Here is a 24,653-nt window from a genome sequence, read left to right as displayed (position 1 = left end):
GAGCATGGCCCACGACCCGCATCACGACCACGACCACGATCACGACGGCGATCACAGCGAGCTCGGCCCGATGGACCTTCGCGTCCGCGCACTGCAAAGCGTGCTCTCGCAAAAGGGCTACATCGATCCCGCCGCCCTCGACGTCCTCATCGATACCTACCAGACCAGGATCGGCCCCCGCAACGGGGCGCGCGTGGTTGCAAGGGCCTGGCTCGATCCGGCATTCCGCGACTGGCTGGGGCGCGATGCCAGCGCGGCCATTGCATCGCTCGGTTTCGCCGGCCGCCAGGGCGAGCACATGGTCGCCGTCGAGAATACTGACGACCAGCACAACATGGTTGTCTGCACGCTCTGCAGTTGCTATCCCTGGCCGGTGCTCGGCTTGCCACCCAGCTGGTACAAGAGCGCGCCCTACCGCTCCCGAGCCGTGAAGGATCCGCGCGGGGTGCTCGCCGAGTTCGGTGTCTCCCTGCCTGACACGACGGCAATCCGCGTCTGGGATTCGACCGCCGAGGTGCGCTACCTCGTGATTCCGCAACGCCCGGACGGCACCGAGGGCTGGAGCGAGGAAAGGCTTGCGGAACTGGTCACGCGTGATTCGATGATCGGCACCGGACTCGCGCGCACCCCGGAGGCCGAGCGTCGGAGCAGGCCATGACCGCCACGGCAACGATGCCCTACACCAGCCACGCGGACCTCGGCGGCCGGGACACGCCGGGCCGCGTCTTGCCCGAGCCCGAAGGCGCCCTCTTCCATCACGCCTGGGAGCCGCGCGTGCTCGCGCTGACGCTGGCGATGGGCGGCACTGGCTCCTGGAACATCGACCAGAGCCGAAGCGTCCGCGAGACCCTTCCTGCCTATGCCCGCATGTCCTACTACGAGATCTGGCTGGCCGCGCTGGAGCGCCTGATGGCCGATCGCCTCCAGGTGATGCCGGATGAAATCGAGGCTGGCCGCATGCTGTATCCGCCGCGTGCGACGAAGCGTGTACTCCAGGCATCGGAGGTTGCCGCCGCGCTGGCCAGGGGCTCGCCCACCTCGCGCCAGGTCGATGCGCAGCCGCGCTTCAAGGTCGGCGACCGGGTCCGCACGCGAGCCGCCCACGTCGACCACCACACGCGCCTGCCCGCCTATGCCAGCGGCAAGACAGGCACCGTCGAGCACCTGCACGGCGCCCACGTCTTTGCCGACACCAACGCACAGGGGCTGGGGGAGCAGCCGCAATGGCTCTACACGGTCGTGTTCGACGGGCATGCGATCTGGGGTGCGAATTCCGCGCCGGGCCTGCGCGTTTCCGTCGACGCCTGGGAAAGCTACCTGGAACCGGAGAACACCCAAGTGCCTCGTGTGGGGGCCTCATGACTGACGCCCAGCCCCCTCTTCTCGACGGCATGCCCCGGCAGGACGACAAGCCGGTGTTCCGCGAACCCTGGGAGGCCCAGGCCTTTGCCATGGCCGTGTCACTGCATGCCCGGCAACTGTTCACCTGGCCCGAATGGGCTGCGGCGCTCGCCGCGCAGATCCGCGCCGCGCAAGCGGCCGGCGACGCCGACCTCGGCGACACCTACTACCACCATTGGCTCGCCGCGCTCGAGTCGCTGGTCGCAAGCAAGGGCGCCGGCTCGGCCGAAGAACTGGAGCGCTATCGGCTCGCCTGGGACCGTGCCGCGGACCGCACCCCGCATGGCCAGCCCATCGAGTTGCGCGACGAGGATTTCTGAACCCCCGGGGCCGGGCCGCCCGGGCCGCCCGCCCTACTTGACCTGCTGCTTGCCCAGCTTGCGCGCCAAGGTCCTGCGGTGCATGCCCAGCCGGCGCGCGGTTTCCGAGATGTTGAAGCCGGTGTCCGCCAGCGTCTCGTGAATCCGCTCCCATTCGAGCGTCTTGATCGATGACGAACGATTGGTCAGCGCCACCTGCACGTCGCCCATCGAACGACCGAACGCAGCCTCGATATCGTCCGTGTTCGACGGCTTGGCGAGGTAGTGGCAGGCGCCGAGCTTGATCGCCTCGACCGCTGTCGCGATGCTCGCGAAGCCGGTCAGCACCACGATCAGCGTGTCCGGGTCCCGCGCATGCAGCGCCTGCACGCAGGCCAGCCCGGAGGCCTGGCCGTTCAGCTTCAGGTCGACCACCGCAAAGCCCGGCGAACAGGTCCGCAACAGAAGCTCGACCTCTTCGAGACTGGATGCAAGGACCACCAGGTAGCCGCGGCGCTCGAACGAGCGGCCGAGCGTCCGGGCGAAAGCCGCATCGTCCTCCACGATGAGCAACAGGCGTTCGTCAGCCTTCATTGAAATTGTCTTCCTCAAGCGTAATGGCGGCGAGCGGCAAGGAGATCGTGACAACCGCCCCGCCGACCGCCCGATTGTGTGCGTGGACGCTGCCGCCGAGGGTCCGTGCCACGTTCAGCGACAGAAACAAGCCAAGGCCACCGCCGGGCCGACCTTTGCTGGATTGATAGGGCTTGCCAAACTGTGCCAGCATCTCCGGGGCGAATCCGGGGCCGGTGTCGGTCACCATGATGACCAGCGCGCCCCGCGCGCGGGTGGCTTCGAGACAACACCAGTGCGGCGACGCCTCGAGCGCATTGTCCAACACATTGCAGATCATCTGCTTCACGGTCGAGTCCGACACCATCGGTAGGTGATCGGTGAAGCGATTGTCGTAGGTGAACCATTGCACCGAACGTGTGTTGCGCCATTCGGCAATCAGTTCGTCGAGGAAGGTGCACACCGTTGTCTTGACCGATGATTCGCCACGCGCCTCACCCGCCGACAGCAGGATGCCGGTCACGATGGTCTTGCAGCGTTGCACCTGGGCCTGCATCTCCGCGAGTTCCTGGAGCAACTCATGATCGGCCACGAACGGACTCATGCGGCGCCAGTCGCCCAGGATCACGGCCAGCGTGGCAAGCGGTGTTCCGAGTTCGTGCGCCGCGCCGGAGGCCAGCAAGCCCATGCGCACCACATGTTCCTCTTCGGCCGCGCGTTGTCGCAAACTCGCCAGGCGCGCATCGCGTTCACGCAGATTGCCGCCGATGCGGGTGATGAAGATCACCAGCAACGCACCATCGAGAGCGAAGCAGATCAACATGCCTTGCACATAGGGGCTCGACAGTCCGCCGGCCTGGTCGAGCGGCAGCGCCAGTGGCCTGCCGTACAGGGCCAACCCGCCAAAGCAGGCGATGGTGACTCCCACCAAAGTCCAGGTCGCGCGGGGACTCAGCAGCACCGCCCCCAGGTTGACCTGCAACAGGTACAGGAAGACGAAGGGGTTGGAAGCGCCGCCACTCAGGTACAGCTGCGCAGTGAGCGTGGCCACGTCGACCAGCAACGCGACGAACAGGCGGCGGTTCGTCACCTCCTTCGGGCTGCGCCAACGCACCGTGCTCGCGATGTTGAACACCGCCAATGCAGCCAGCACACCCAGCATCGTCTCGATGGGCAGCGGGATATCGAAGCCGAAGTGGACAACCCCGATGGTGAAGAACTGCCCGACCACGGCGATCCAGCGAAGCTGGATCAGCTGCAGCATGTTCTTGTGGCCGGTGACGTTGACTACGCCCGCGGCGTCAATGATGATGGACTGGGTTCCCATCCCGCTATCTTGCCGCCGCTTTGCCACCCGTCCGCTTCGGCTTGCGTCGTGCCATCTCGACTCAATCCCCCACGGATGGCGAGCCGGGGTCGGCCCGGCCCTCGGGCCCCTGTCGCAAGAAGCGCCACGCGGCGGCGACCACCATCAGCGCCAGCGTGTACCAGGTCAGCGCGTAGACCAGGTGGTTGTTCTGGAAGGTGACGACGGTAAGCCCGCCCGCGGGCCATTCGCGCTCCCCCATGGAAGGCGTCGCATCCGCGTCGATGAAATACGGCGCGACTTCGGCCAGCCCCCTGGCGGCGGCCATGGCCTGCACGTCGCGCGAGTACCAGCGACCGCTCGCCGCGTCATTGCTGCGCAGGAACCCGCCCTTCGGCTCGGTCAGCCGCAGCAAGCCGGTGACGGTCGTCTCGCCTGCGGGCTCCGACCCATTTCGTGTCGCGCGCTGCCGTGCTTCTGGAGGAACGAAACCGCGGTTGACAAACACCACGCGGCCATCGGGCTGGCGCAGCGGCGTCAGCACCCAGAAGCCGCTTCCCAGCGTGGTCACGGCCTGGACCAATGCCTCGCGATCATGGAGAAAAACACCGGTCACACGCACGTGCCGGTATTCGTCGCGCGCCGCGCTGACCTCCGGCCAACTCGCCGGTCCCGGCGCGGCGACTGCGGGTGCATGCACGCGCTGGTCGACCCGTTCAATGAGATCGAGCTTCCAAGCCCTGCGCTCGACCTGCCAAGTCCCGAGCGCGATGAATCCTGCAAGAAGAAGAACTGCAACGGCGGCGGCAGCCGCCCGCGCTCCACCCCTCAAGGCATGTTCTTCATTTCATGCGCTGACATCGGCATCATGTTGTGGTTCAGGTGGAACATTACCCAGATCGAACCGGTCAAGGTGATGACGACGAGGATCAACGTGAAGGCCAGCGCGGTCATCGACCAGCCACCTTCGACCTTCGTGTTCATGTGCAGGAAATAGATCATGTGCACGAAGATCTGCACGATGCCGAACGCCAGGATCACGAGGATCGTGGTGCTCTGCTTGTCGAATACCTTGCCCATGACGAGCCAGAACGGTATCGCGGTCAGGATCACCGACAGGAAGAAGCCCTTGAGGTAGCCGCTGAGCGTGCTGTGCGGTGCACCACCGCCGTGTCCGTGGTCGTCGTGGGCGTGATCGTGGGCGCTCATCGTGAAATCTCCGTGCAGCGCATTGCGGTGCGAGCTTGCTTGGGCGCGCCGCTCATGGCAACGACCCCATCAGATAGACAAAAGTGAAGACACCGATCCAGACCACGTCCAGAAAGTGCCAGAACATCGACAGGCACAACAGGCGGCGCTTGTTCGCTTCGATGAGGCCGTGCTTTCCGACCTGCACCATCAGCGTCACCAGCCAGATGATCCCGCAGGTCACGTGGAGCCCGTGCGTGCCCACCAGCGTGAAGAAGGACGACAGGAATGCGCTGCGATGCGGCCCGGCGCCTTCATGGATCAGGTGGGCGAACTCATACAGTTCGATGCCGAGGAAGGCCGCACCGAAGAGTCCGGTGACGAACAACCATCGTTGCATCGAAGCCACATTGTTCTTCTGCATCTCGAGGATGGCGAAGCCATAGGTGATCGAGGAGAACAGCAGCATCGAGGTATTGAGCGCCACCAGCGGCAACTCGAACAAGTCGGCGCCGGTGGGGCCGGCGGCATAACTGCGGCCGAGCACGCCGTAGGTCGCGAACAGGACCGCGAAGATGAGACAGTCGCTCATCAGGTAGATCCAGAACCCCAGCATCGTGCCGTTCTCGACGTGGTGCTCCTCCCTGAGGTAGAAGCTCACGTCACCGGACGCCGTCGCGTTGGCGATTGAAGAAGATGCGGTCATGTCAGGTAGTGCTGGCGAGCATGCGGGTGCGGGCGGCTTCGGTCCGGACGACCTCTTCGACGCCGACGTGGTAGTCGCGCTTGTAGTTGAAGGTATGGACGATCACGGTGACGAACAACGCGAAGAACGCGACGCCTGCAATGAGCCACATGTGCCAGATCATTGCAAATCCGAACACGATGCTGAGCGCAGCCAGGATGACCCCGGCGCCGGTGTTCTTCGGCATGTGGATAGGGATGAATCCTTCCAACGGCCGCACATAGCCACGCTGCTTCATGTCATACCACGCGTCGTTGTCGTGGATCACGGGCGTGAAGGCGAAGTTGTAGGCAGGCGGCGGCGACGATGTCGACCATTCGAGCGTGCGGCCATTCCACGGATCGCCCGTCGTGTCGCGCAGCTGTTCGCGACGCATGAAACTCACGACAAGCTGGATGAGGAAACAGGCGATGCCGATGGCGATCAGGAAGGCGCCGAAGGCCGCGACCTGGAACCAGATCTGCAGCGACGGGTCTTCGAAGCGGCTCAGGCGCCGCGTCACGCCCATCAGGCCCAGCGCATAGAGCGGCATGAACGCGAAGTAGAAGCCGATCAGCCAGAACCAGAACGAGCACTTGCCCCAGAACGGATCGAGCTTGAAGCCGAACGCCTTGGGGAACCAGAAGGTGATGCCCGCCATCAGGCCGAACAGCACGCCGCCGATGATCACGTTGTGGAAGTGCGCGATCAGGAACAGGCTGTTGTGCAGCACGAAGTCGGCCGGCGGCACCGCCAGCAGCACACCCGTCATGCCGCCGATGACGAAGGTGACCATGAACCCGATGGTCCACAGCATCGGCACCTCGTAGCGGATGCGGCCGCGGTACATGGTGAAAAGCCAGTTGAAGATCTTCGCCCCGGTCGGGATCGAGATGATCATGGTCGTGATGCCGAAGAACGAATTCACGCTGGCGCCCGACCCCATCGTGAAGAAGTGGTGCAGCCACACGAGGTACGAGAGGATCGTGATCACGACCGTGGCATAGACCATCGACGAATAGCCGAACAGCTTCTTGCCCGAGAAGGTCGAGACGACTTCGGAGAACACGCCGAACACCGGCAGGACCAGGATGTAGACCTCCGGGTGGCCCCAGATCCAGATCAGGTTCACGTACATCATGGCGTTGCCGCCAAGGTCGTTGGTGAAGAAATTGAAGCCCAGGTAGCGATCGAGCGACAGCAGCGCGAGCACGGCGGTGAGCACCGGGAATGCGGCGACGATCAGCACATTGGTGCACAGCGCGGTCCAGGTGAAGACCGGCATCTTCATGAGGCCCATGCCCGGTGCGCGCATCTTCAGGATGGTCACGACCAGGTTGACGCCCGATAGAAGCGTTCCTATCCCCGCCAGCTGCAATGACCATATGTAGTAGTCGACCCCGACATCAGGACTGTACGCAAGCCCCGACAGCGGCGGATAGGCCAGCCAGCCGGTACGTGCGAACTCGCCGACGAACAGCGACGCCATCACCAGCACGGCGCCCGTGACGGTCATCCAGAAGCTGAAGTTGTTGAGGAATGGGAATGCCACGTCGCGTGCGCCAATCTGCAGCGGCACCACGAAATTCATGAGGCCCGTGACCAGCGGCATGGCCACGAAGAAGATCATGATGACGCCGTGCGCCGTGAAGATCTGGTCGTAATGATGGGGGGGCAGGTAGCCTTCATTGCCGTTGAACGCGATGGCCTGCTGCAAGCGCATCATGACGGCGTCGGCGAAGCCGCGCAGCAGCATCACGATGCCGAGGATGACGTACATGACACCGATCTTCTTGTGATCGATGCTGGTGAACCATTCGCGCCAGAGGTAGCCCCAGAGCTTGAAATAGGTCAGCGCGCCCAGCACGACGACGCCGCCCAGAACGACGGCCGCAAAGGTCGCGAGCAGGATGGGTTCGTGGTAAGGGATGGCCTCCAGCGTCAGTCGGCCGAAGATGAGCTTGGTGAGATCCATAAGGATTGCGGACGCCTGATCAGTTGGAGCGGGGAGATGCGGTCGACACGACGGGATCTGTCGGATCGTTGATGCTGCACATGGCGGCGACGAAAGTGCGAGCTGGCTTTCCGCCGGGCACGGCCGGTTCCGAGGTCAGGTTGAAGGCACTTGGCTTGCCGAGTCCGCCGCCCTGGTCGATGGCCACCATGTCCTTGATGCACATCTTGCCGGCTTCGACGCAGCGATTGAGGATGGCCTCATAGAGGTCCGGCGCCACGGTCGCGTAGCGCTTCACCGGCACGGCCTCGCTGGGCTTTTCGAGCTGGAGGTAGCCCGGCCTGTCGAGCGCGCCGCCACCGCCGTCCTTGATCTTCTGCACCCAGCCATCGAAGCCATCCGCAGCCAGGCCATGGAACTTGAATTTCATGTGCGAGAAGCCGGCGCCGCTGAAATTCGCGGAGAAGCCTTCGAATTCGCCCGGCTTGTTGATGACGGCATGAAGCTTGGTTTCCATGCCGGGCATGGCGTAGATCTGGCCAGCCAGCGCCGGAATGTAGAACGAATTCATGACCGAGGAAGCTGTGATCTTGAACTGGATGGGCCGATCGACGGGCGCCGCCACCTCATTCACAGTGGCGATGCCTTGCTCCGGATAGATGAACAGCCACTTCCAGTCGAGCGCGACCACTTCGACAACCAGTGGCGTGAGGTTGGGCGCGATGCCGCGCTTCTTGTCGAGGCGCTTGAGTTCGCGGTAGGGGTCGAGCGTGTGCGTGCTGATCCAGGTGATGGCGCCGAGCGCGATGATGATCAGCAGCGGGGCTGCCCAGATCAGCAGTTCGAGCTGGGAGGAGTGATCCCAGTCCGGCTGGTAGTCGGCATCCTTGTTGGACGCACGGTAGCGCCATGCGAAGACCAGCGTCAGCACGATCACCGGGATGATGATCAGCAGCATCAACACGGTCGAAGCGATGATGAGGTCTCGTTGCTGCAGTGCGATGTCGCCTGAAGGGCTCATCGTCACCCAGTCGCAACCGGCCAGCAAGGCGCCGGCCGGGAGCAGAAGGAGACCACGAAGGTACTTGATTGAAGGCATGCCGTGCGGAAGGGTGGTAAGCGTGGGCCAGAACGCGCAGAATCTAAGTCCAATGGCGCGCGAAGGGCATTGGACGTTTTGTCCTATGGCAAGATTTATCAAGCAATGCGACCCTCCGTATTTGAGTGACCACACCCTAATCACAAGCGAGCACGATGTCCAGCATCAGCCAACAACAAAATGACTTGTCGCCCCGTGGCATGGAGCACGACGTGAGCAACCTCAATGCCAGGCATTCCGGCGTTGCTCCGAGCGAAATCGCCGTCGGGGTGATCGTCGGCCGGGCCTCGGAATACTTCGATTATTTCGTCTACGGCATCGCCTCGGTGCTGGTGTTTCCGGGCGTGTTCTTCCCGTTCGAGGAACCGCTGGAAGGCACGCTGTATTCCTTCGTCGTGTTCGCCCTCGCGTTCATTGCGCGGCCGATCGGGACGATCGTCTTCTTCGACATCCAGCGACGCTGGGGCCGTGGCGTCAAACTGACGGCGGCGCTCTTCATGCTCGGCTTCGCGACAGCGGGCATCGCCTTCCTGCCGGGCTACGAAAGCGTCGGACCCTGGTCGATCGTGCTGCTGTCGATCCTGCGATGCTTCCAGGGTTTCGGCCTGGGTGGCTCGTGGGACGGCCTGCCGTCGCTGCTGGCCCTCAATGCGCCGCCCAAGCGCCATGGCTGGTACGCCATGATCCCGCAGCTCGGCGCGCCCATCGGCTTCGTCATCGCAGCGGGCCTGTTCCTGTATCTCTATTCCGAGCTGACCAGTGCCGACTTCATGGAATGGGGCTGGCGCTATCCGTTCTACGTCGCCTTCACGATCAACGTGGTGGCCCTGTTCGCACGCCTGCGGATCGTGGTGACCGACGACTATGAAAGGCTGCTCGACAAGTACCAGTTGCACCCGGTCGAGAATGTCAGCGAGCTTCTGGACACCAGCGGTGGCAGTATCGTTATCGGTGCCTTCGCCGCGCTGGCCAGCTATGCGCTGTTCCACCTCGTGACGGTGTTCCCGCTGTCCTGGCTGATCGTGCATTCTTCCCAGGCCATCGACGACATCCTGATCGTGCAAATCTGTGGCGGCGTGCTGGCCTTCTTCGGCGTGATGGCTTCAGGCTGGATTGCCGACCGCATCGGCCGCCGCAACACGCTCGGCACGATGGCCGTATTGATCGGCATCTTCGCTGCGCTCTCTCCCCTGATGCTTGGCGGCCAGATCATCCACCAGAACATCTTCATCCTGGTCGGATTCGCTCTGCTGGGCCTGTCCTATGGCCAGTCCGCGGGCGCCGCGACCGGCAATCTCGAACCCAAGTACCGCTACACGGGTGCAGCCCTGACGTCTGACATGGCATGGCTGATCGGGGCGGCATTCGCGCCGCTTGTCGCAATTGGACTGTCGTCCCGCTTTGGCCTGGTTGCCCTGAGTGGCTACCTGCTGTCCGGTGTGATCGGCACGCTGTTGGCGCTGCGCATCAATCGCTCACTCAACAAGGATTGAGCAGACTCTTTCCGGGCCCAGGCCCGGGCCGCCGCCCGAGGGGTCAGGCGAAGTGTCAAGGCGAGCTGCCGAGCCGCCTCGACCTGGAAACCGCTACAGCGCGCCGACCTCGGCCAGGTCGGGCCGCGCGAGCCACTCCTGCCATTCGTCCGCAAGCCGGTGCGCCTCGGCCGCGGCCTTGCGCCAGGCCAGCACCCTGCCCTGTACGTCGTTGCCGTAGCGCAGGAAGTCATTGCGGTCGGGCAACTTGCCGTTCGGCAGCCTCCTGACCCAGTCCGCGTCGGGCGCGAGCAACACCATGCGGTCGAGAAAGTGTGTCGACTTGTGCCGCCACTTCAGGCCCTTGTCGAGCCAACCTGGCACCACCGCCTTCTGGAAGTGCGGATACAGCACGATGCCCTCGGCATTGCTGTAGTTCAGGTGCAGGTGGTAGTCGGTGATGCCGCCGTCCCAATAGGCCCCGGGGGGCGCGCCAGGGATGTCATGCACGGCTTCGAGCATGAAGGGAATGGAACACGAGGCCTGAAGTGCCGGCGCGAAGTTGGCGTCGTCCAGCGGCACCTGGCGCGTTCGGAAGTCGCGCGTGGCAAAGGGCAGCGTTGCACCGGGGCTGGAGAACACCACGCGCTCCAGCCATGCGCCGAGGCTGCGCCGATGCACGCTGTTGGTGACGAACGCGCCGAGGTATCCCACCGGCGTTCGCGCACGGCCTTCACGACCGAGGATGTGGCGACCGCGCGACGTGATGACGTGCAGCCTGTAGCGCGAATGGTGCGTGACTTCGGCCACGCGGCCCGCGAAGAAGCCGCGCAAGTCATTGCCGAACTGGCGGCTCACCTGTTGCGCGGTCATGCGCTTCTGCCCCTCGGGCACGTCGAAGTGCTGGTGGATGTAGCCGTGTTCGAACTGCTCGAAGGCGGCAACCGGGTCGTCGAGGCACGCATTGGCCAGGCGCCAGGCGCCGATGGAGGCGCCCACCAGGTCGACCGGCTGTGTCGAGCGGGGCAGCCATTCGCCGAATGTGAAGCGGTCGAGCGGCCCCAGGATCAGGCCCTTCGGCCCGCCTGCCGCGCCGGGGATCGTGCGCACATGTTGAGGCAGCATGCCGTGCCGCGCGATGTGCTCGCGTGCGAGGGGGCCGGCATGAATACGCAGCGCTTTCATGCCGGGAAATCAAGCAAAATCCGTGCGCCCACAAGCATCAAGACAGGCACCCGGCAGCCTACTTGCGCAACCCCTGCAGCTTGGCGAAGGCATTGGCCATCTGGCTGGAGGGCTGCGGCGTGTTGTCGCGGCGCGAACCGTGTTGCTGCTGGCCGCGGCCGGCGCCTTCGAAGCGGTTGTCGCGCGCGCCATCGCGGCCATCACGGGACTTGGGCGCGGCGTCGAGCTTCATCGACAGGCCGATGCGCTTGCGCGCCACGTCGACTTCCATCACCTTGACCTTGACGATGTCGCCGGTCTTCACGACCTCGCGTGCATCGTTGACGAACTTGTGGGAGAGCTGGCTCACGTGGACGAGGCCGTCCTGGTGCACGCCCAGGTCGATGAAGGCGCCGAACTGCGCGACGTTGCTGACGGTGCCTTCGAGCACCATGCCTTCGACCAGGTCCTTGATGTCTTCGACGCCGTCGTTGAAGCGTGCGACCTTGAAGTCCGGGCGCGGGTCGCGGCCGGGCTTCTCGAGTTCGCCGAGGATGTCCTTGACCGTGATGACGCCGAACTTCTCGTTGGCGAACAGCTCGGGCTTCAGCGACTTGAGCATCTCGGCGCGGCCCATCAGCTCGGTGATCGGCTTGCCGGTCTTGACCATGATCTGCTCGACCAGCGGATAGGTCTCGGGGTGCACGCCGGTGATGTCGAGCGGATTGCTGCCGCCACGCACGCGCAGGAAGCCGGCGCTCTGCTCGAAAGCCTTGGGACCGAAGCCGGTCACTTCCAGCAACTGCTTGCGCGTCGAAAAGGCGCCGTTGGCCTCGCGCCAGCGCACCACGGCCTTGGCCACGCTGGCCGAAAGACCCGACACGCGGCTCAGCAGCGGCACGCTGGCGGTGTTGAGGTCCACGCCGACGGAATTCACGCAGTCTTCCACCACCGCATGCAACGTGCGCGTGAGTTCGCTCTGGTTCACGTCGTGCTGGTATTGGCCGACGCCGATGCTCTTCGGGTCGATCTTCACGAGTTCGGCCAGCGGGTCCTGCAGGCGGCGCGCAATGCTCGCGGCGCCGCGCAGGCTCACATCGACATCGGGCATCTCCTGCGACGCGAACTCGCTTGCCGAATAGACCGAGGCGCCGGCTTCGCTGACGACGACCTTGTCGATGGCCAGGGCTGGTGCGCCGGCTTGCGTGGCCATCTTTCCGAGCAGCTTGATAAGGTCTGCGGCCAGCTTGTCGGTCTCGCGGCTGGCGGTGCCGTTGCCGATGGCGATGAGGTTCACGCCATGCTTTGCACAGAGCTTGCCGAGCGTGTGCAACGAGCCTTCCCAGTCCTTGCGTGGCTCGTGCGGGAACACGGTGGCCGTTTCGACCAGCTTGCCGGTCGCATCGACCACGGCGACTTTCACACCGGTGCGAATGCCGGGGTCCAGCCCCAGCACGACGCGCGGACCTGCCGGCGCGGCCAGCAGCAAGTCGCGCAGGTTATCGGCGAAGACCTTGATCGCGACCTTCTCGGCCTCTTCACGCAGCCGGGTGAACAGGTCGCGCTCCGTCGAGAGCGACAGCTTGACCCGCCAGGTCCAGGCGACCGCCTTGCGGATAAGGTCATCGGCGGCGCGGCCCGCATGGCTCCATCCGAGGTGCAGCGCGATCTTGCCTTCGGCGATCGACGGCTTGCCCGGCTCGGGCTCCACCGGGAGCACCAGCTTGGCGTCGAGGATCTCCAGCGTGCGGCCACGGAACACGGCCAGCGCGCGGTGCGAAGGCACGCGGCCGATGGGCTCGTCGTAGTCGAAGTAGTCGCGGAACTTCGACACATCGGCGTTGTTCTCGTCCTTGCCTGCCATCAGGCTGGACTTGAAAAGGCCTTCGCTCCAAAGCCATTGGCGCAGCGACTGCACGAGCGCAGCGTCTTCGGCCCAGCGCTCCGAGAGGATGTCCCGCACGCCATCCAGCACGAGTTGCACCGTCGAGAAGTCGAGCCCGTCGGCGGACGGCTTGACGAAGGCCGCGGCCTCCTCCTGCGGGTTGAGCGTGGGGTTGGCAAAGAGCTTTTCGGCCAGTGGTTCGATGCCGGCCTCGCGCGCCATCTGGCCCTTGGTGCGGCGTTTCGGCTTGAAGGGCAGGTAGAGGTCTTCCAGTTCCTGCTTGGTGGGTGCGAATTCGATGGCCGAGCGCAGTTCGGGCGTGAGCTTGCCTTGCTCCTCGATGCTCTTGAGCACCGCGGCGCGGCGCTCTTCCAGTTCGCGCAAGTAGCTGAGGCGGGCTTCGAGTTCGCGCAACTGGATGTCGTCGAGGCCGTCGGTGGCCTCCTTGCGGTAGCGGGCGATGAAGGGAACCGTGGCGCCGCTGTCGAGCAGATCGACGGCGGCCTTGACTTGGTGCTCGCCGACCTTGATCTCCGCAGCCAGCTGGCGAATGATTTTCTGCATGTCTGAACCGTGTCTCCGGCAGCGCCGCCGAGGGCGGCGCGAATAAAGCGGCGAAGTTTGCCACAGGGTCCACGGTCGTCCTGGACGGTAATCCACAGCGCAACAGGGCTATGCTGCCCTCGATGAACGCCCCTCTCCGTCCACGACTGCGCATCCTGCTGCGCGGCATCGTCACGGCGTTGCTGGTACCCGTCTTGCTGTTCGAGGAATGGGGCTGGGGACCGCTGGCGGCGCTGGCGGCCCAACTTGGCCGGCTGCCGCAGTGGGCCCGGCTGGAGCGCAAGGTCAGCGCTTTACCGCCGTGGGGTGCGCTGGTGGTGCTTGTCGTGCCGATGGCTGTGCTGTTTCCGGTCAAGCTGATGGCCCTTTACCTCTTTGGCGAGGGTCACTTCACCACCGGGTTTGCCTTGCTGATCGGCGCCAAGATCGCAGGCACGGCCATCGTCGCGCGCCTGTTCCAGCTCACCTTGCCGGCGTTGATGGAAATACCGGTTTTCGCCACCTGGTATCCGCGATGGAAGGCATGGAAAGACCGCGTCTTGTCGCATGTCCGCCAGAGTGCGCCGTGGCGCGCCGTCCGCGCGTTCAGGGTTGACATGCGGCGTCGGTGGCGTGCCTTGCGGCAGCGTGCCGAGTAAGTCTGCTATCAAATTGGTAGCTGACGGTGGCTGCCACAGCGGGCACGGTGCGCTGAATATTTTTTATCCGGGTAATATGCGAATATTGGATTTTGCCCGGATAGAATGCGGGAATGCCACATGTTGACACTGACAGCCCTCCAGACTCCTTGACCGTTTTCGCGGGATTCCACCGCATTGCGGCAGGTCCGCGCGCCGAGGTCATCGCGCAACTGCGATCCCGCACCGACTCCCAGCCGCTGTTCGTCTTCGACGACACCACCGGCGAGCCGATCGATCTCGACCTTCGCGACGACGCGCTCCCCCATGCGACCGCCCCGGAGCCACCGACGCGTACCGTCGGCCGACCGAAGCTGGGTGTCGTGGCCCGCGAGGTCACGCTGCTTCCCCGTCATTGGGACTGGCTCAATCGCCAGCCAGGCGGCGCCTCGGTCGCGCTGCGCAAGCTGGTGGAAGACGCGCGCAAGGTCAACGCCGAGCGCGACACGGTGCGCGCCTCCCGCGAAACCGCATACCGATTCATGAGCGCCATCGCGGGTCATCTGCCTGATTTCGAGGAAGCCAGCCGTGCGCTGTTTGCCGGCGAGCAGGTCCGCTTCGAAGGGCTTGTGGCTGGCTGGCCCCAGGACGTCAAGGCCCACCTTGCGCGCCTGTCGGCGAATGCCTGGGTGGTCGCATGAACCGGCGCGACGAACTGGAGCCGGAAGACGTGCGCATCGCCGGTGAGATCGCGGCGCCACCCGCCGCCGTGGCCGATCCGGTGCCCGCGCCCGTGTCGCCACCTGTCGCATCGGCGCGAGGACGCGGCTACGTCGAGGGCAAGCCGCTCTGGAAGATCTTCGCGGCCTTCCTCGCGCCGATGCTGCTCAGCAACATCCTGCAGTCGCTGTCGGGCACGCTCAACAACATCTACGTCGGCCAGCTGATCGGCGTCGGCGCCATGGCGGCGGTGTCGAGCTTCTTCCCGGTGATGTTCTTCTTCATCGCCTTCACCATCGGCCTGGGCGCGGGAGCGTCGGTGCTGATCGGCCAGGCCTGGGGCGCGCGCGACACCGACAAGGTCAAGACCGTGGCCGGCACCACCTTGTCGGTGGGGATCGCCTTCGGTCTGGTCATCGCCGTGTTCGGCGGCGCCTTCACGACCCACTTGCTGGAGGCGCTCGGCACGCCCGCGGACATCCTGCCCGAGGCCACGCGCTATGCCCGCATCATGTTGATCGCGATGCCGGGGCTGTTCGTGTTCCTCTTGTCGACAGCCATGCTGCGCGGCGTGGGCGACACGGTGACGCCGCTCTTCACGCTGCTGGTATCGACCTGCATCGGCCTGGTGCTGACACCGGCGCTCATCCTCGGCTGGGGCGGACTGCCAAGGCTCGGCGTGGCCAGCGGCGCAGCGGCGACCGTGGTCTCCTTCGTCGTGTCGACGGTGTGGCTGGCGTTCCGCCTCCGCTCGAAAAAGAGTCCGCTGGCGCCCGACGCGGAGTTTGCGCGACACATGCGCATCAACCCGAGGGTGTTGAAGACCGTCTTGAAGGTCGGCGTGCCGACCGGTGTGCAGATGATCGTGATCTCGCTGGCAGAAGTCGCCCTGCTCTCGTTGGTCAACGCCTATGGCTCCAATGCCACGGCCGCGTACGGCGCAGTGAACCAGATCGTGGCCTACGTGCAGTTCCCGGCCATCTCTATCGCGATCACCTCGTCGATCCTCGGTGCGCAGGCGATCGGCGCCGGCCGCTCCGACAAGCTCGGCGCCATCGCGCGCACCGGCCTGCTGATGAACCTGGTGCTGACGGGCTCGCTGGTGCTGGTCGGCTACCTGTTCTCGCGCCACCTGATGGCCTTGTTCATCACCAGCGAGCCGGTCATCGAAGTGGCCCAGACGCTGCTGCACATCATGCTGTGGGGCAGCATCGTCTTCGGCATGGCCTCGGTGCTCTCGGGGATCATGCGGGCCAGCGGCTCGGTGCTGGTGCCGACCGGCATCGCGATCTTCTGCATCGTGCTGGTCGAGGTGCCGGTGGCCGTGTTCATGAGCCACCGCATCGGGCTGAACGGCATCTGGGTCGCGTACCCGGCCGCGTTCGTGGCGATGCTGGTGCTGCAGACTGCCTACTACCGGCTGGTGTGGCGGAAGAAGACGTTCAAGCGCTTGGTGTGAAGCGCGGTCAGGGCATCACCTGCCCGCCATTGACCTCGATGACCTGTCCGGTCACATAGCCGCTGGCCGATTCGCTCGCCAGGTAGAGGAAGGCGCCGACGCATTCCTGCGCCGTGCCGAGCCGGCCCATCGGGATGGCGTTGGCAAAGTTCTTCAACACCTCGGGGCTGGAGTCGCCGTCGTGGAACGGCGTCTCGATGACGCCCGGCGCGACGGCGTTGACGCGGATCTTGTCCTTCACCAGCTCCTTGGCCATCGTGCGCGTGATGGTCGAGACGAAACCCTTGCAGGCTGCGTACAGCCCGGCGCCCGGCCCGCCGCCGGTGCGCGCCGCCTGCGTCGTGACGTTGATGATGCTGCCGCCGCCGTTGGCCGCCATGAGCGGGATCACGCGGCGGCTGACCGCGACCACCGAGCGCGCATTGAGGCGAAACACCTGATCGATGTAGTCGTCGTCCGCGTCGACGATGGGCGAGCGCTTGACGAAGCCGCCGGCGTTGTTGATGAGGATGTCGATGCCGCCGAAGCTTTGGCGAACCTGGTCCACCATGCGATCCACCGACGCGGAATCGGTGACGTCGGCTTGCACCAGCAATGCCTGGCCGCCGGCCGCGTCGATGTCGCGTGCGACCGCCTCGGCCTCACTGCGGCTGCCGCGGTAGTGCACGGCGACGCGCGCGCCAGCCTGACCCAGTCCACGCGCCACGGCGGCGCCGATGCCGGTGCTGGCGCCGGTGATGAGGACGGCCTTGTTCTTCAGATCGTTCATGGGGCTTCAGGTTTTCCTGTGTTCACAGCGCAGCGGCCGTGGCTTCGAGTTGAGAAAGACGCCGGGCCATGCGCCCGACGAAGTTTTGCGTGACATGCGGCAGCACGCGTTGGGTCGGCACCAGGATGCCGACCTGCAGTTCGTTGAGCGCCGGCAATTCGAAGGGCCGCCACAGCAGTTCGCCGCGCTTCAGTTCCTCGATGAAAGCGATCTTCGAGAAGCAGGAGATGCCCTTGCCGCCCATGATCAGGCGCTTGAGAAGTGGCGTCGAATTGCAGGTGGCGGCCGGCTCCATGTCGTCCCAGAAGGCGGCGAATTCGGGCGACAGCGCCGCGCTCAGCACGGGATGCGAGCTGGATCGCAGGAAGGGATAGTTAGCGCAATCCTTGAGGCTCAGGCTGGCATGGCTTGCCAGCGGGTGGCCGGGCGGCATCACGATGCCGATCGGCAGCCTCGCATTGCTCATCACCTTGACGCCGCCCGGCATCCGGCCCACGAAGGCCAGCCCCACGTCGGCCTGCCCCGTCATGACCAGTTGCGCCACCTCCATCGGCTGGATCGACGTGATGGTGTATGTGACGGCCGGAAAGATCTGCAGGAACTCCTCGACCGCAGACGGCAGCATCTCCTCGAAGAAGGAGTCCATCGCCGCGACCTTCACATGCCCGGTGCGTTCGCCCTTGAGCGCGTCGAGCTCGGTGCGCATCACCTGGAACTGGTGCAGCGTTTCCTGTGCATGTTTGAGCAGTCGCTCGCCGGCGGGGTTGAGGCGCAAGCCGGTCGGCAGGCGGTCGAACAGCTCGACGCCCAGTTCGTCTTCCAGCTTGTGGATCTGCCGGTTGACCGCGCTGGCCGCGACGAAGAGCCGCTCCGATGCCTTGCGCACCGAGCCGCAACTCGCCACTTCGATGAAGTACTTCAGGACGCTGGCATGCATCAGGCTGCACTCCGCGAAGTTGCTCCTTCATGCGGCCTTGGCGATGGGGATTTCACGCGCGATGGCGGGATGGTCGCAGGCGACACGCCCTCCTTCTGCGCCACCCGGCGAGCCCAGCCCGCTGACGTCCTTGTCGAAGAACTCCCGGTTGATCGCCGTGAAATGGGCCAGTTCGGGCGGCAACCGATATTCCTCGTAGATGGCCTGCACCGGGCAGGCCGACACGCAAACGCCGCAATCGATGCATTCATCGGGGTGAATGTACAGAGTGCGGGCGCCTTCGTAGATGCAATCGACGGGGCAGCACGGGATGCAGGCGCCGTCCTTGCAATCGATGCAGGCCGTGGTGATGACGTGTGCCATGACATGGACCCTCTTGGCTTTGCTCGGCTCAGCGGCCCAGCCACTGCGGCTTGCGCTTCTGCTGGAAGGCCAGCACGCCCTCGTTGGAATCTTCGGACCGCAGTGCCGCGACTAGCTCCGGCAGCCGCATGCCGTGCGCCTGCGACGGCGACATCTGGCCGGTCTGCCGCACCACCTGCTTGATGGCGCGCAAGGACAGCGGCGCGCAGGCCAGCAGTTGCTGCACCCAGCGGTCGACGGCCGCATCGAGTTCGGCGCGCGGAACGACTTCGTTGATCAGTCCCATTTCCAGCGCGCGCGCGGCCTTGATGCGTTGGCCGGTCAGCATCATGCCCATCGCCTGGCGGTACGGGATCTGGCGCTGCAGCAGCAACATGCCGCCATCGAGCGGCAGGCGGCCGACGAGCGGCTCGGGCAGGCCGAAGCTCGCTTCCTCGCAAGCCACGACCAGGTCGCAGCCCAGCACCATTTCAAAGCCGCCACCCAGCGCGAAGCCGTTGACCTTGGCGATCACCGGCACGTTGAGCGTCTCGCGCAGCGCGATGCCGCCGAAGCCGCCCGGCCGCGATGCCGCCCAGTACTCGACGCCCTTGAGGTTGGACGTGTTCTTCAAGTCCGCGCCGGCGCAGAAGGAGCGCTCGCCGGTGCCGGTCAGCACCACGACGCGGATGTCGTTGCGCTTCTCGATGTCTTCCCAGATGCGGATGAGCTCTGCCTCGGTCGGGAGGTCGACCGCGTTGAGCACGTCTGGGCGGTCGATGGTGACGGTCGCGACGTTGTTCGCGACCTCGTAGCGAACGCTGGTCGATGCAACGCGCTCGCTCGGCATGGCGTGTACGGCGCTCACAGCGTCACCACCTCGATCAATGCGCGTGCCTCTGCCAGCACTTCTTCCGTGTGCTGCCCGAGCCGCGGCGGTTCGCGCAGGATGCCAGTCGCCGCGCCGGACATCTGGATCGGGCTGGCGATGAATTTCAGTGTCCGGTCCGACAGCGTGCTGTCTTCCATGATCATCTTGTTGTGCAGCGTCTGCGGGTCGACCAGGGCCTCGCGCATGTCACGCACCGGTGCCGACAGCAGGTCTTGCTCTTCCAGGCGACCCAGCCAGTATTCACGCGTGTTGCTGGCGAAGCGCTCCCTGAAGATCGCGTGCAGTTCGGCCTTGTGCTGGAACTGCGCCGGCAGGTCGGCGAAGCGCGGGTCCTGCGACAGGTCGTCGATCTGCAGCGCGGTGCAGATGTCGCGCAGCGGATGCTGCTTGAAGGCGCCGACCAGCACGAGCGGCCCGTTCTGCGTCTCGAAGGTACCGGACAGCGGCATCGCGGCCCAGTTGACCTCCGAGTCCTCCATCATGATCATCGCGGCCTCCTGCATCTGCATGGCCAGCATCGAGTTGAAGAGCGAGACGGAAACCTTCTGCCCTTCGCCAGTGCGCTCGCGCTGCAACAGCGCGAACAGGATGCCCTGCACCATGTGCATGCCGGCGGTGTAGTCGGCCAGCGCGGTCGGGTAGATCGAGACCGGGATCGAATCGTCGGCGCGGCGCGCCATCACGCCGGTGAGCGCTTGCGCGAGCACGTCCTGGCCGCCCTTGTGGGCGTAGGGGCCGGTCTCGCCGAAGCCGGTGCCGACCGCGTAGATGATGCGCGGGTTGAGGCGCTTGCAGTCCTCGTAGCCCAAGCCCAGGCGCTCCATCACGCCGGCGCGGAAGTTGTTGGTGACCACGTCGGCATCGGCGATCAGGGCCTTGACCAGATCGACTTGTGCCGGATCGCGAAGATCGATCTCGACACTGCGCTTGTTGCGGTTCAGGCTGCAGAAGATCGGGTTGTCATGCCCGGCGACCGGCGCGAAGGTCGAGCGGCTCAGGTCGCCCGCGCCCTTGCGCTCGATCTTGATCACGTCGGCGCCGTGGTCGGCCAGCATCTGCGTGCAGACGGGGCCCATCATCACTTGCGTGAAGTCGATCACGCGAACGCCGTCGAGCGGCAGGGTTGGTTGGTTCGACATCATGCGGCCTCCGCAAAGGAACGGGCAATCTCGGGCACATCGGCATTCGGGCCCTTCTGGTCGCCGGGGTCGGCGCCTTGGGCGCGCAGCGTGCGCTGCAGCTTGGCGATGTCGACGTTGCGCACCAGCACGCCGGCGTCGAGCGATTGCGCCGCGGCCACGCCGGCCGCTTCGCCCATGGCCATGCATGGCGGGATCTCGCGCGAGATCTTCTGCGCGGCGGACGTCGACGAGTAGTGACGGCCTGCGACCAGCAGGTTGTCGACGCTGCGCGGCACCAGCGTGCGGTACGGGTAGTAGTAATCGCGGCCGCGGGCCACGCTGTCTTCGAAGCGCGTGCGCTGGGCCACGTCTTCCTTCGACATGACGTACTCGCCTTCGAGCAGTCGCGTCTGGCGGATGCCGGTCTGCGGCGCCAAGTCGACCAGGAAGCAGTTCCTGAAGCCCGGCAGCTTGCCGCGAATGAACTCGATCACCTTGTGGATGGTGTTGCGGCCCTGCACTTCGGCGCGGGTCAGGTCGGCCACCTTCAGGCCGTCGAGGCCGGCCATGTGCGGGCAGTTGCACCACACGACGCCGGGCAACGGCGTCTTGAGCCACCAACTGTCCCATGCGCCGCCGAGCAGGTGCTTGACTTCGCGGTCGATGGCCTGGAACGCGGCCGGCTCTTCGTTCTCGAAGCGCTCGGCTTCGTCGGTGTCGACGCCGCCCAGGCGGAACACCGTCGTGACGATGTAGGCGCCGCTGATGTGCGGCGCGCCGGCCGATGCGGCGACGTCGAGGTCGCCCGTGGTGTCGATCACCACCTTGCCGAGGATCGCTTCACGTCCGCTCTTGGACTCGCAGACCACGCCCTTGACCTTGCCGTCTTCCACCAGCGTGCGCGAGAACCACGAGTGCAGGCGCAGGTTGATGCCGGCCTGTTGCACCATCTCCAGCGACGCGCGCTTGAACGCGTCGGGGTCGAAGGCGGCGGCGAAGCAGATGGGGTGCGGCTTTTCCTTGCTGTGGAAGTCGAAGGTGCCCCAGCGCTTCCAGCGGCGCACGGATTCGGGCAGCGTGCCCCAGTCCTGCTGCTTCGGGTATTCGGCCAGGCCGCGCGAGGCCATGCGCTCGATCATCTCCATGCAGATGCCGCGCACCGAGATCTCCTGCTGGTGACTGTCCCACATGTCGTCGAGCACCAGCACCATGCCGCCCGATGCGAGGCCGCCCAGGTGGTTGTAGCGCTCCAGCAGCGTGACGCTCGCGCCGTTGCGCGCAGCGGCCAGTGCCGCGGCCTGGCCAGCGGGGCCACCGCCGACGACGACCACATCCGATTCGGCTGCCACGCGAATGTCGTGGGCAGGCTCTTGCATCCAATCACCAATACGGCTCATAGAAATCTCCAGTTGATATGTCGAGGTGGGCGGCAGCTCGTGTATCGAGTGGCTGCCGCCCGTTATGCACCGGGGTTCAGTGCGATGTGTCTTCGGGATGCCAGCGGATGATCAAGCGCTCGGCCACCGTGACCAGCAGGAAGAACAGTCCGGACAGCGTCGCGCTCATCACGATCGCGGCATAGAGCAGTGGCGAGTCGAAGTTGAAGGTGGCTTGCAAAATCATCGCGCCGATGCCGACCGTGGCACCCACCCATTCACCCACGACCGCGCCGATCACGCTCATCGAAGCCGCGATGCGCAGCGCCGAGAACAGATACGGCAGCGCGTTCAGCAGGCGAAGGCGGAAGAAGATTTCCATCTTGCTGGCCGACAGCACGCGCATCAATTCCATCGCCTGCGGGTTCACCGATTCCAGCCCGCGCACCATGTTGACCAGCGTCGGGAAGAAGCAGACCAGCGCGGCGATCGTGATCTTCGGCTCCATGCCGTTGCCCATGATCAGCACCAGCACCGGGGCCTTGGCCACCAGCGGGATGGCGTTGAACATCAGCACGACCGGGAAGAAGATGTCCTGCAGCGTCTTGTTGTGGACAAAGATGGTCGCGATGATGATCGCCGCCAGGTTGCCCAGCAGAAAGCCGCCGGCCGCTTCGAGCGCCGTGGGGATCAGGTTGTCGAGCAGCACCGCGCGCTTGGCGTAGAGCGTCTCGACCACCGCCCAGGGGGACGGCGCGATGAAGGGCTTGACCTCGAAGATCGTGATCACGGCCCACCACAGGGCGAGCAAGCCGCCGATGCCGAGCGCCGGCAGGATGCGGCGGCGCCACATGCGGCGGCGACGCGCTGCCGCCCACTTGAGGTATTCGGCGTCGACGGGCGTCTGGGGCATCACGGCCACTGGCGGCTCCAGGGAACTGGTTGTCATGGCAATGGCCTTTTCAGCAGGTTTCCAGCACCCGGCGCAGGTGCGCCGTGAGCTGGACGAATTCAGGCGTCTCGCGGATGTCGAGGGTGCGGTCTTCCGGCAGGTTGACGGGCACGATCTCGCGCACCCGGCCCGGGTTGGCGGCCAGCATCAGCACGCGCTGGCCGAGGAAGGCGGCCTCGTGGATGCTGTGCGTCACGAAGAGGATGGTCACGCCGGTGTCTTTCCAGACCTTGCGGATTTCCTCGTTGAGCCGGTCGCGCGTGATCTCGTCGAGCGCGCCGAAAGGCTCGTCCATGAGCAGGATCTTCGGATCGCTGGCCAACGCGCGGGCAATGGAGACGCGCTGGCGCTGGCCACCGGACATCTCATGCGGCCACGCGTTGGCGCGGTCCTTGAGGCCGACGAGTTCGAGCAGTTCCTGCGGTGAGCGACGGCCCTTGCGGCTCGCGCCCTTCCCCACCTGCAACGGCAGTTCGACGTTCTGCAAGGCGGTGCGCCAGGGCAGCAACGCCGCGTCCTGGAACACGAAGCCGATGTCGCGCTTTTCCCGCGCGGCTTGCGGCGTGCCCGAGAGCACTTCGATCTTTCCGCGGCTGGGTTCCAGCAGGTCGGCCACGACACGCAGGAAAGTGGACTTGCCGCAGCCCGAGGGCCCGAGCAGCGTCAGGAATTCGCCCTGCGCCACGTCGAGATCGAGGCTCTTGATGGCGGTGACATCGCGGCGCTCGGTGAAGAAGCGCATGCCGATGTCGCGGCAGCTGATCGCGGGGGTCGCGTTCATGACGGCGTTCATGACTTTGCTCACGCCACCTTCGTGCGGGCAGCCGCTGTGGCCTTGAGCGGGTCCAGCGAGATCACGTCCTCGAGCTTCGGCGTCTTGGCGGTGAACTGGCCCAGCTCCGAATACATGCTGATCTGCGATTGCCATACCGCCGGATCCATCGTGCCCCAGCCCTGGGTTTGCGCCATGCCGCCGAGCGCGTACTCGAGCATCACGTCGATCGCGGCGCGCTCGTCCTCGCGCTTGAGGTTCGGATATTCCTTGACCAGCAGGTCGGCCGCTTCGTCGCGGTTGGCCTTGACGTGGTGCCAGCCGCGCGACGTGGCGCGCATGAAGGCCTCGATGACCTTGGGTTGCTTCTCCAGCGTCGCGTGGGTCGCGTAGTACGGCAATGCGTACAACTGGACGCCGCCATCCCACAGCGTCAAATCGACACGTCCCGGGCCGAGCGCCTTGAGCGCGGTGGTGCTGGTCAGCCAACCGGTCACCACATCGACCTGTCCCGTCAGCAGCGGCGCCATGTCGGAGCCGACGGTGACGATGGTCACGTCCTTCTCGGCGATCTTGTTCTTGGCCAGCAAGGCGCGCACCAGGATGGCCGCGGTCGACGGAATGCCGACCTTCTTGCCGACCAGGTCCTGCGGCTTCTTCACCGGGTTCTTGGCCAGCGAGAAGAAGGTGAAGGGGTGCTTCTGCGCGCCGACAGCAAAGCACTTGATCGGCAGGCCTTGCGACACCGCCAACATCACCGAAGGGCTTGAAGAAACCTGCCCCACTTCATAGCGGCCGGATGCCACGATGGCCACGCCGTCGATGTTCGGACCGCCGGGCTGGATGGCGAAGTCGATGCCTTCCTGCTCGTAGAAGCCAAGTCGCTTGGCCACCACTTCGCCGATCTGGTTGACGCTCGGGATCCAGCCGAGCTGCATGTTGATCTTTGCCTTGCCCTGCGCGAATGCATCGATCGACAGGAAGCCGCCGGCCGAGAGGCCTCCGGCAACGAGGGAAGTCTTGAGGAGACTGCGGCGACCTGGGTCGCAAACGTGGGCCATGGAGGG

General features: G+C 65.2%; 25 protein-coding genes. 7 read left to right on the top strand and 18 right to left on the bottom strand.

The window, feature by feature from the left end:
* Positions 1 to 4 precede the first annotated feature (4 nt).
* Genes nthA through HCU76_RS23890 form a run of 3 tightly spaced genes read left to right on the top strand, consistent with a single transcriptional unit; the run spans position 5 to position 1,721 of the window.
* Positions 5 to 658 carry a nitrile hydratase subunit alpha gene (gene nthA, locus HCU76_RS23900; protein WP_218510764.1) on the top strand — a complete coding sequence of 218 codons (654 nt, stop codon included), beginning with the start codon at positions 5 to 7 and terminating at the stop codon, positions 656 to 658.
* Entirely contained in the window at positions 655 to 1,362 is a 708-nt protein-coding gene (gene nthB, locus HCU76_RS23895) for a nitrile hydratase subunit beta (protein WP_256354394.1), read from the top strand. Before nthA ends, nthB begins: the two co-directional genes overlap by 4 nt.
* Positions 1,359 to 1,721: a nitrile hydratase accessory protein gene (locus HCU76_RS23890; RefSeq protein ID WP_218510763.1), complete on the top strand. Its 363-nt coding sequence runs from the start codon at positions 1,359 to 1,361 to the stop codon at positions 1,719 to 1,721. The genes nthB and HCU76_RS23890 overlap by 4 nt, the downstream gene beginning before the upstream one ends.
* Before the next feature lie 33 nt (positions 1,722 to 1,754).
* Here HCU76_RS23890 and HCU76_RS23885 read toward each other — a convergent pair whose 3' ends face one another.
* The 7 genes from HCU76_RS23885 to cyoA form a co-directional block, all read right to left on the bottom strand.
* Positions 1,755 to 2,294, bottom strand: a complete 540-nt coding sequence (locus HCU76_RS23885; protein ID WP_213955813.1) for a response regulator transcription factor — start codon at positions 2,292 to 2,294, stop codon at positions 1,755 to 1,757.
* Positions 2,284 to 3,600, bottom strand: coding sequence for an ATP-binding protein (locus tag HCU76_RS23880; protein ID WP_218510762.1), 1,317 nt, complete (start codon positions 3,598 to 3,600; stop codon positions 2,284 to 2,286). The genes HCU76_RS23885 and HCU76_RS23880 overlap by 11 nt, the downstream gene beginning before the upstream one ends.
* 61 nt (positions 3,601 to 3,661) lie before the next feature.
* A complete protein-coding gene (locus tag HCU76_RS23875) occupies positions 3,662 to 4,411 on the bottom strand; it encodes an SURF1 family protein (RefSeq protein WP_218510761.1) in 750 nt (249 codons plus the stop codon).
* Positions 4,408 to 4,788, bottom strand: coding sequence for a cytochrome o ubiquinol oxidase subunit IV (gene cyoD / locus HCU76_RS23870; protein WP_213955811.1), 381 nt, complete (start codon positions 4,786 to 4,788; stop codon positions 4,408 to 4,410). Before cyoD ends, HCU76_RS23875 begins: the two co-directional genes overlap by 4 nt.
* Before the next feature lie 52 nt (positions 4,789 to 4,840).
* Positions 4,841 to 5,473, bottom strand: coding sequence for a cytochrome o ubiquinol oxidase subunit III (gene cyoC, locus HCU76_RS23865; RefSeq protein ID WP_213955810.1), 633 nt, complete (start codon positions 5,471 to 5,473; stop codon positions 4,841 to 4,843).
* 1 nt (position 5,474) lies between these two features.
* Complete coding sequence (gene cyoB / locus HCU76_RS23860) at positions 5,475 to 7,466, bottom strand: cytochrome o ubiquinol oxidase subunit I (RefSeq protein ID WP_213955809.1); 1,992 nt, start codon at positions 7,464 to 7,466, stop codon at positions 5,475 to 5,477.
* A gap of 19 nt (positions 7,467 to 7,485) precedes the next feature.
* The gene (cyoA, locus tag HCU76_RS23855; RefSeq protein ID WP_213955808.1) at positions 7,486 to 8,544 is read right to left on the bottom strand and encodes a ubiquinol oxidase subunit II; all 1,059 of its coding nucleotides are present in this window, start codon (positions 8,542 to 8,544) and stop codon (positions 7,486 to 7,488) included.
* 200 nt (positions 8,545 to 8,744) lie between these two features.
* Between cyoA and HCU76_RS23850 the strand changes: the two genes are divergently transcribed.
* Entirely contained in the window at positions 8,745 to 10,037 is a 1,293-nt protein-coding gene (locus tag HCU76_RS23850; protein ID WP_218510831.1) for an MFS transporter, read from the top strand.
* A gap of 93 nt (positions 10,038 to 10,130) precedes the next feature.
* On the opposite strand, the gene HCU76_RS23845 is transcribed toward HCU76_RS23850, so the two are convergent.
* Positions 10,131 to 11,201 carry a patatin-like phospholipase family protein gene (locus HCU76_RS23845; protein ID WP_213955807.1) on the bottom strand — a complete coding sequence of 357 codons (1,071 nt, stop codon included), beginning with the start codon at positions 11,199 to 11,201 and terminating at the stop codon, positions 10,131 to 10,133.
* 58 nt (positions 11,202 to 11,259) lie between these two features.
* On the bottom strand, positions 11,260 to 13,629 hold the full coding sequence (locus HCU76_RS23840) for a Tex family protein (protein WP_218510760.1): 2,370 nt from the start codon (positions 13,627 to 13,629) through the stop codon (positions 11,260 to 11,262).
* A 122-nt stretch (positions 13,630 to 13,751) separates the two neighbouring features.
* On the opposite strand from HCU76_RS23840, the gene HCU76_RS23835 reads away from it, so the two are divergent.
* The 3 genes from HCU76_RS23835 (at position 13,752) to HCU76_RS23825 (ending at position 16,425) form a co-directional block, all read left to right on the top strand.
* Entirely contained in the window at positions 13,752 to 14,267 is a 516-nt protein-coding gene (locus HCU76_RS23835) for a hypothetical protein (protein ID WP_213955805.1), read from the top strand.
* Positions 14,268 to 14,380: 113 nt separating this feature from the next.
* Positions 14,381 to 14,947 carry a DUF2239 family protein gene (locus HCU76_RS23830; RefSeq protein ID WP_218510759.1) on the top strand — a complete coding sequence of 189 codons (567 nt, stop codon included), beginning with the start codon at positions 14,381 to 14,383 and terminating at the stop codon, positions 14,945 to 14,947.
* A gap of 179 nt (positions 14,948 to 15,126) precedes the next feature.
* On the top strand, positions 15,127 to 16,425 hold the full coding sequence (locus tag HCU76_RS23825; protein WP_256354403.1) for an MATE family efflux transporter: 1,299 nt from the start codon (positions 15,127 to 15,129) through the stop codon (positions 16,423 to 16,425).
* Between the two features lie 7 nt (positions 16,426 to 16,432).
* On the opposite strand, the gene HCU76_RS23820 is transcribed toward HCU76_RS23825, so the two are convergent.
* From HCU76_RS23820 to HCU76_RS23780, 9 genes are all read right to left on the bottom strand, one after another.
* A complete protein-coding gene (locus HCU76_RS23820; protein ID WP_218510758.1) occupies positions 16,433 to 17,194 on the bottom strand; it encodes an SDR family NAD(P)-dependent oxidoreductase in 762 nt (253 codons plus the stop codon).
* A 22-nt stretch (positions 17,195 to 17,216) separates the two neighbouring features.
* The gene (locus tag HCU76_RS23815) at positions 17,217 to 18,131 is read right to left on the bottom strand and encodes a LysR family transcriptional regulator (RefSeq protein WP_218510757.1); all 915 of its coding nucleotides are present in this window, start codon (positions 18,129 to 18,131) and stop codon (positions 17,217 to 17,219) included.
* A gap of 27 nt (positions 18,132 to 18,158) precedes the next feature.
* Complete coding sequence (fdxA, locus tag HCU76_RS23810; protein WP_213955800.1) at positions 18,159 to 18,494, bottom strand: ferredoxin; 336 nt, start codon at positions 18,492 to 18,494, stop codon at positions 18,159 to 18,161.
* Positions 18,495 to 18,522: 28 nt separating this feature from the next.
* Positions 18,523 to 19,341, bottom strand: coding sequence for an enoyl-CoA hydratase-related protein (locus HCU76_RS23805; protein WP_371319889.1), 819 nt, complete (start codon positions 19,339 to 19,341; stop codon positions 18,523 to 18,525).
* The gene (locus HCU76_RS23800) at positions 19,338 to 20,504 is read right to left on the bottom strand and encodes a CaiB/BaiF CoA-transferase family protein (RefSeq protein ID WP_256354393.1); all 1,167 of its coding nucleotides are present in this window, start codon (positions 20,502 to 20,504) and stop codon (positions 19,338 to 19,340) included. The genes HCU76_RS23805 and HCU76_RS23800 overlap by 4 nt, the downstream gene beginning before the upstream one ends.
* Complete coding sequence (locus HCU76_RS23795; RefSeq protein WP_371319888.1) at positions 20,504 to 21,835, bottom strand: FAD-dependent oxidoreductase; 1,332 nt, start codon at positions 21,833 to 21,835, stop codon at positions 20,504 to 20,506. Before HCU76_RS23795 ends, HCU76_RS23800 begins: the two co-directional genes overlap by 1 nt.
* Positions 21,836 to 21,959: 124 nt before the next feature.
* Positions 21,960 to 22,811 carry an ABC transporter permease gene (locus HCU76_RS23790; protein ID WP_213955797.1) on the bottom strand — a complete coding sequence of 284 codons (852 nt, stop codon included), beginning with the start codon at positions 22,809 to 22,811 and terminating at the stop codon, positions 21,960 to 21,962.
* Positions 22,812 to 22,824: 13 nt separating this feature from the next.
* On the bottom strand, positions 22,825 to 23,607 hold the full coding sequence (locus HCU76_RS23785) for an ABC transporter ATP-binding protein (RefSeq protein ID WP_213955975.1): 783 nt from the start codon (positions 23,605 to 23,607) through the stop codon (positions 22,825 to 22,827).
* An 8-nt stretch (positions 23,608 to 23,615) separates the two neighbouring features.
* Positions 23,616 to 24,647 (bottom strand): ABC transporter substrate-binding protein, encoded by a 1,032-nt coding sequence (locus tag HCU76_RS23780; RefSeq protein WP_218510754.1) that lies wholly within the window; start codon positions 24,645 to 24,647, stop codon positions 23,616 to 23,618.
* Positions 24,648 to 24,653: the final 6 nt, after the last annotated feature.

It is taken from the genome of Variovorax sp. dw_308 (assembly GCF_019207085.1).
Lineage (GTDB): Bacteria > Pseudomonadota > Gammaproteobacteria > Burkholderiales > Burkholderiaceae_C > Variovorax.
This window is presented reverse-complemented; position numbering and strand designations above follow the sequence as displayed.